This is a genomic window from Streptococcus sp. 68, from assembly GCF_013277415.1.
GTDB lineage: Bacteria > Bacillota > Bacilli > Lactobacillales > Streptococcaceae > Streptococcus.
Window position 1 is genome coordinate 1 of the sequence record NZ_VMMX01000021.1, and the last position, 6,603, is coordinate 6,603.

General features: G+C 39.8%; 3 protein-coding genes and 2 pseudogenes. All 5 read right to left on the reverse strand.

Annotated elements, in window-relative coordinates:
* Positions 1-74, reverse strand: a pseudogene (locus tag HT720_RS10040) (DUF454 domain-containing protein); the annotation flags it as partial.
* Between the two features lie 256 nt (positions 75-330).
* Positions 331-2,418, reverse strand: a complete 2,088-nt coding sequence (gene topA, locus HT720_RS10045) for a type I DNA topoisomerase (protein WP_173276066.1) — start codon at positions 2,416-2,418, stop codon at positions 331-333.
* 166 nt (positions 2,419-2,584) lie between these two features.
* Positions 2,585-3,628: a TIGR00341 family protein gene (locus HT720_RS10050; protein WP_166736709.1), complete on the reverse strand. Its 1,044-nt coding sequence runs from the start codon at positions 3,626-3,628 to the stop codon at positions 2,585-2,587.
* A 740-nt stretch (positions 3,629-4,368) separates the two neighbouring features.
* Positions 4,369-5,217 (reverse strand): DNA-processing protein DprA, encoded by an 849-nt coding sequence (gene dprA / locus HT720_RS10055; protein ID WP_173276068.1) that lies wholly within the window; start codon positions 5,215-5,217, stop codon positions 4,369-4,371.
* 211 nt (positions 5,218-5,428) lie between these two features.
* A pseudogene (locus tag HT720_RS10315) lies at positions 5,429-6,603 on the reverse strand (hypothetical protein); the annotation flags it as partial.

Consider the following 6,603-nt stretch of genomic DNA (forward strand, 5'->3'; position numbering starts at 1 on the left):
AACAAGGGCAAGACAACCCCAATAATAGCCAAAGCCAGTGATAAAAAACCAATTATCAGATAGATAAGACGCATAACTACTCCTAATTAATACTCTTCGAAAATCTCTTCGAAAAACGTCAACGTCGCCTTACCGTAGGTATGGTTCCTGACTTCGTCAGTCTTATCTGCAACCTCAAAGCAGTACTTTGAGCAACCTGCGGCTAGTTTCCTAGTTTGCTCTTTGATTTTCATTGAGTATAAAATAATCTTCTTCTAGTTTCGCATAAAATGATGAATTTTGTCAAGTTCCAACCAAAAGAGCCTGAAATTCACTTTCAGGACTCTCTTCTTATTTAATCTTTTCTTCTTCGTAGTCACCCTTGCTACAAACAATCTGCTTGCCGCCACCACGGACTTTTTTCTCCATGAGGAAATTGCCACATTTTGGACAGTCACGACCAACAGGCTTGTCCCAAGAAGTAAATTCACAGTCTGGATAGCGATTGCAACCATAGAAGAGGCGGTTACGCTTGGTTTTACGCTCAATAATTTGTCCCTGATGACAACTTGGACACTCAACACCGATTTCTTTCACGATTGCTTGGGTATGACGGCAATCTGGGAAATTGCTACAAGCGTAGAACTTACCAAAACGACCAAGTTTAATGACCATTGGACTGCCACACACTTCACAGTCAAATCCAGCTGGTTCATCCTTGATCTGGATTTTTTCCATTTCTTCTTCAGCCTTGGCGACTTCTTTAGAGAATGGTTTGTAAAAGGCGTCTATAACACGTTGCCACTGCTCTTTTCCGACTTCGACATCATCTAGTTTGCCTTCCATTTCAGCTGTGAAGGTTACGTTTACGATATCTGGGAAATATTCAACGATGAGCTTATTAACAATTTCTCCCAACTCTGTTGGTTCAAAACGTTTGGCTACAAGGCGAACATAATAACGTTTCTGAATAGTTTCAATGGTCGGTGCGTAGGTTGACGGACGTCCAACTCCATTTTCCTCCAAAGTCTTAATCAGTGTCGCTTCAGAATAGCGAGCAGGCGGTTGAGTGAAATGTTGCTCTGGTTTGCTATTAACCTGCTTGACCACATCTCCAACAGCCATGTCCGGTAACATCTTATTCTTGTCAGAATCATTATAAATGGCAAGATAACCATCAAACTTAACCTGACTACCATTAGCAGCAAATTGGACCCCATTTTGAGATAATTTAACAGCCATGGTATCAAAGACAGCAGCTGTCATCTGGCTCGCCACAAAACGATTCCAGATAAGGGTATAGAGCTTGAGTTGATCCTTGTCCAGATACTTAGCGATGCTTTCCGGTGTATTAAAGACACTTGACGGACGAATAGCCTCATGGGCATCCTGAGCACCTGATGCATTTTTGACCTTGCTACCATGCTTAGAATATTTGCTACCAAAACGGTCCGTAATGAAACTTGCTGCTTCGTTCTGCGCTACTGGACTGATACGAGTCGAATCGGTACGCATATAGGTAATCAAACCTTGCACACCAGAACCGATATTGATCCCTTCATAGAGCTGTTGGGCAACCATCATGGTCTTTCGAGTACGGAAATTGATTTTATTGGCCGCATCCATCTGCATAGATGAAGTGGTATAGGGTAATGGAGCATTGCGCTTGCGCTCTTTCTTATCCACCTGATCCACTGAAAAGTCTTTATTAGTCAGACGAGATAAGACTTCCTTGACCTCATCATTACTAGTCAGTTTCAGCTTTTTACCATCCACTCCATAAAAGGAAGCCTGGAATTGCTTGGTTCCCTTTTTAAAGACGCCATCAATTGTCCAGTATTCCTCTGGCTGAAAAGCATTGATTTCATTTTCACGGTCAATGATGAGTTTAAGGGCAATGGACTGTACGCGACCTGCTGACAAGCCCTTCTTGACCTTTTTCCACAAAATAGGCGAAATCGAATAGCCTACCAAGCGGTCCAAAACACGGCGTGCCTGTTGAGCATCGACCAAGTCCATATCAATCTTGCGAGGTTCTTTAAAAGCATTTTTGACCGCATCCTTGGTGATTTCATTGAAGACCACACGGTTGGCATCATTTTCATCCAAGTTGAGAATGTGGGCCAAATGCCAAGAAATCGCTTCTCCTTCACGGTCCGGGTCACTCGCCAGAAAGACTTTATTAGCTTTTTTGGCTTCTTTTTTCAAGTCATTGATAAGAGGACCTTTTCCTCGGATATTGATATATTGTGGTTCGTAATTATTTTCAATATCGACTGACATACTGGATTTCTTCAAATCACGGATATGCCCGACACTGGCTAAAACCTTGTAGTTTCTGCCTAGGTATTTTTCAATCGTCTTGGCCTTAGCAGGTGACTCCACGATTACTAGATTTTTTTTAACTGTTGATTTTTTCTTTTTTGTTGCCGTAGCCACAGTATCACACCTTTTCAAAGTAATAAACTTTATAAAGTGTAAACCATTTTTTGAACCCTGTCAAGACTTAGCTACTATAATAGAAGAAAAGTTTTATGCTTAAGACCTCAGTCTTCCTTTGAGATACATAGAAGACTTACGAGAAAAACCAGCTATTCTCAAGAAATTATTGTTCCTCAGACTCTGTATCAAATTTATTGGCCTTTTCCTTTTCTTTTGCTTCCTTATCCTTGATATACTGGAAGAAATACTCTACCAGTTCTTCCTTGCTAAGTTGTTCTGAATCAGACAATTGGGAAACTTGAACAGAAACATCACTTAAACCATAGTCCCCCCTCTTACTGGAAATCATATCAAGCTCTTCTTCTGTCAAATAATTTCCTGAAATGGTTAGCTTTAGGGTATGATTCTTTTTAGAATAGGTTTTTTTCAAAATATTATGCCCCTGAAACTGCTCTGATATAAATTTCTTAAGGGACTCTTTTTTCAACGTTTCTCTGACTAAAGTCGTTGCAGAGATGAAACTCGGAATCATCAGCAAAACAGCAACTAGAAGCAAAATCCTGCGCATTTTAGAGTCTTCTTCATTATCTCTAAAATAGTGCTTCTTAACCATCATCAACCTGACACCTATATAAGTCGCAATGACAATGAAGCTACAATTGATGAGGAATAGGTAAGAAGAGCCTATGATAAATTTTAGATTAGCAGAAGCAATAGCGTAACCTACCGTACAAAGAGGAGGCATCAAGGCGGTTGCAATCGCGACACCAGGGACAATATTATTGGTCTCTTTTTTCCTAGCACCAATAATACCTGCTATCCCTCCTACAAAAGCAATGAGAACATCCCAAATAGTCGGAGAGGTTCTAGCAACAATCTCCGAACTAGCATACGAAATAGGAGAAAGATAAAAATAAAGTGTTGAAGCTATTAAACTGGCAAGAATTTGAATAGCTAATATTTTAAAAGATTTTCTTAACAATTTAAAATCAAATATAGCTAGAGAGAGCCCCACCCCCAGAATAGGTGTCATCAAAGGAGAGATTAACATGGCTCCAATAATCACGGGAGTCGAATCCATATTTAATCCGATAGAGGCGATAAGCATGGCACATAGTAAAATCGCTAAATCACTTCTGGAGAGTTCTAATTCTTCGTATATTTTATTTCTAAATTCTACCAACGAATACAGTTTATTATTTGTCACAAATATCTTCCTTTCCTAGCTAACTAGTCGCTAATACTCTTCGAAAATCTCTTCAAACCACGTCAGCTTCACCTTGCCGTAGATATATGTAACTGNNTTTGAGCAACCTGCGGCTAGCTTCCTAGTTTGCTCTTTGATTTTCATTGAGTATAAAATCCTAACAAACTCAATGCTTTAGTAGCCTAATATGCCAATCTCATGAGGTCTTTTTATCATTTTCCATCACATCCTGACGCAAATATCTACTGCTATCTCTCATCAACTTCATTTCTAGTAAATGAAAATCAAACTCGGAAGCTCACCGTAGCTTGCTCGAAACACAGCAAGGCAAAGCTGAGCTGATTGAAAAAGATTTTCGAAAAGTATCATCATCAATTTCAGACCATTTTTTATAATAACCATTTTATTTTTATCTGTCAAGGTCTTTGAATTCTTTCTTAACAAACCGCTTATAACCTCTACTCTTGAAGGCTTTATTTTTCCTTAGCGACAAGATTTTAGATGATAAGCCCCCCTAACAGTAAGCCGACCAAGATTAGTCACAAGCAACTCTCCTTTCTCAATTACACTAAATTGCTTTCCTTCCTATGGGAAAAGTCCTCCACTCTACTTATTCACTTAGAAAAAACGCATAAGATCAAGTGATGAAAAACCTGATACTATGCGTTTTATTGTGGGGATATTTACTTCATTTTCTATTAAAAATTGATTTTTTCTCAGAATTCTAGCTTAGGTCATTTTTAAAATTCAAATTCCGCAAGAACATCCTTCCCACTTGTAACCAATTTTGCCCCTTCTTGAATCAAATGATGGCAACCGTCTGATAGTCCATCTAAAATGCTACCAGGTATAGCAAAAACATCGCGCCCTTCCTCCATTGCTCGCTCACAGGTAATGAGACTACCTGAACGCATCTTAGCCTCTGCTACAATCACACCACGACAAAGTCCAGCAATGATGCGATTACGGGCAGGAAAATGAAATTTCAGAGGTTGTTCGCCAGGTCCATACTCACTGAGAATCAGATGATCATTGCCAATATAGTCTTGCAAGCGTTTATTGGCTTTAGGATAAAACACATCTAGTCCTGTTCCAATCACTGCAATGGTTTTTCCGCCATTCTGAAGAGCTGCCATATGAGCTGCTGTGTCAATGCCCTTGGCTAATCCACTGACAATAACCAGTTCATTTTCCAAGCCCTGAATGACTTTTTCAACTGACTTAGCTCCCTGTTTGCTACAAGCACGACTCCCCACGACAGCTACTTTTGGAAATTTCAAGAGGTCAAGATTTCCCTTGTAAAATAAAAGTACAGGAGCATCGTATATTTCACTTAAATCCCAAGGGTAACAGTCATCTAAAATAGAGAAAGATGGAAATTTTTGAAACTCCTTCTCCAAATGCGCATCGTCTATCTGAAAATAACGTTCCATAAAAACGGCTGGATTACGGCAACCTGATATATCTGCAATATCACCCAACAACAATTCTTGATCAACATTTTCACCGTATTCTAGGACTTTCAAAATCTGTTGATTGGTCAAACCTGATTTTTTTAACTTATAGATTTCATAGTTTGTAATTTTCATAAATAACTCCATTTCTTTTTCTACTCATCTATTTATTCGTAAAAAATCAAAAAAACATCCGACTATTTGTAATCCCCCAATAATGAAGTATATTGAAAAATCTCCAGACTAGAGAACTCATTGACGGTTCCTAATCTGGAGATTTTATTATTTCCTCATCATAGCTACAAAGCTACTCACTCAGTTCCTGAAAGTAGTGTTTTCTTCAAAACTAGAATTCTTCTTTGAGTTGACTGAGAACAGTCTTGATTTCAGAAATTAGTTCTGCTTCTTTTTGAGAATCTTTTTGATGGCTATCTACAAAGAGTCGTGCTTCATCAGCTAATTTCTTAGCCTTGTTTAGAACTTTTTTATCCTTGTCGCTAGCCTCTAGCTCAACTACAAGCTGGTGCAATTCTCTTGAAAGCTTATCTAGTTGAGAGGATTTTTTACGAGCTACTGCAAAGAGGAGAGCTCCTAGAAGAGAAAGAACTGCAGCTCCTAAGACACCATATAGAGGGACTTCTGTCTCATTTTTAGCTCCCTTGGTACTTTCTGCTTCTTTATTTAAGTTTGACGCAGACTGACTCTTATCAGCTGATGTGCCAGTTTGTAGAGAATTGAGAACCTGTCTAACTTTAGCAAGGAGGTCTGCCAATTCTTGAGCTGTTAAGTTTTCATTATCAAGAGCTGCTTGCGCCTCTCCCAAAATACGCTGTGCTTCTTCAAGTACTTCAGGAGATAGACCTGCCAAGTCTTGCAAGCGACGTTCCAGATCCTCTACTAGAGTACGAAGTTCTGACTTGTCCACAGCCGATGGGTTTGTACCTGTTTGGGAATTCCCTACAAATCCAACGCTTCTACGAGCGCGGCGCGGAGGAGTTCTTCGATTTCTTGTAGCAGATGGCGGATTCACAGGACTTGCCCCAGACTGAGCTGGATCCGAAGGAGAAGTTGGTGTTTGACTGTCGCTCTTATCAACATTTCTCAAGCCAGTCTTGGCATTTTCAAGGTCAGTCTTGGCTTTAGTTAAGGCTTTTTCTGCCGCACTAACATCTGATTCAGAAGCGCTGCCGTCTCGTTGAACTTCCTTCGCTTTTGTAACCGCTTGGTTTGCCTTCTCTTTAGCTTCCGCATAAACTCGTTTACTGTCTTCTGTCTTACCGTTGGTGATCGTTGGATCTTCTTGTTGTAAGATGTTTTCTAGCTCTTGAGTCTTGGTCGATAATTGATTCTTATCAACATTTCTCAAGCCAGTCTTGGCATTTTCAAGGTCAGTCTTGGCTTTAGTTAAGGCTTTTTCTGCCGCACTAACATCTGATTCAGAAGCGCTGCCGTCTCGTTGAACTTCCTTCGCTTTTGTAACCGCTTGGTTTGCCTTCTCTTTAGCTTCCGCATAAACTCGTT

What these genes read in the sequence shown, in the direction of transcription:
- dprA (WP_173276068.1), bottom strand. Translation starts at nt 5,217, where the DNA reads ATGAAAATTACAAACTATGAAATCTATAAGTTAAAAAAATCAGGTTTG.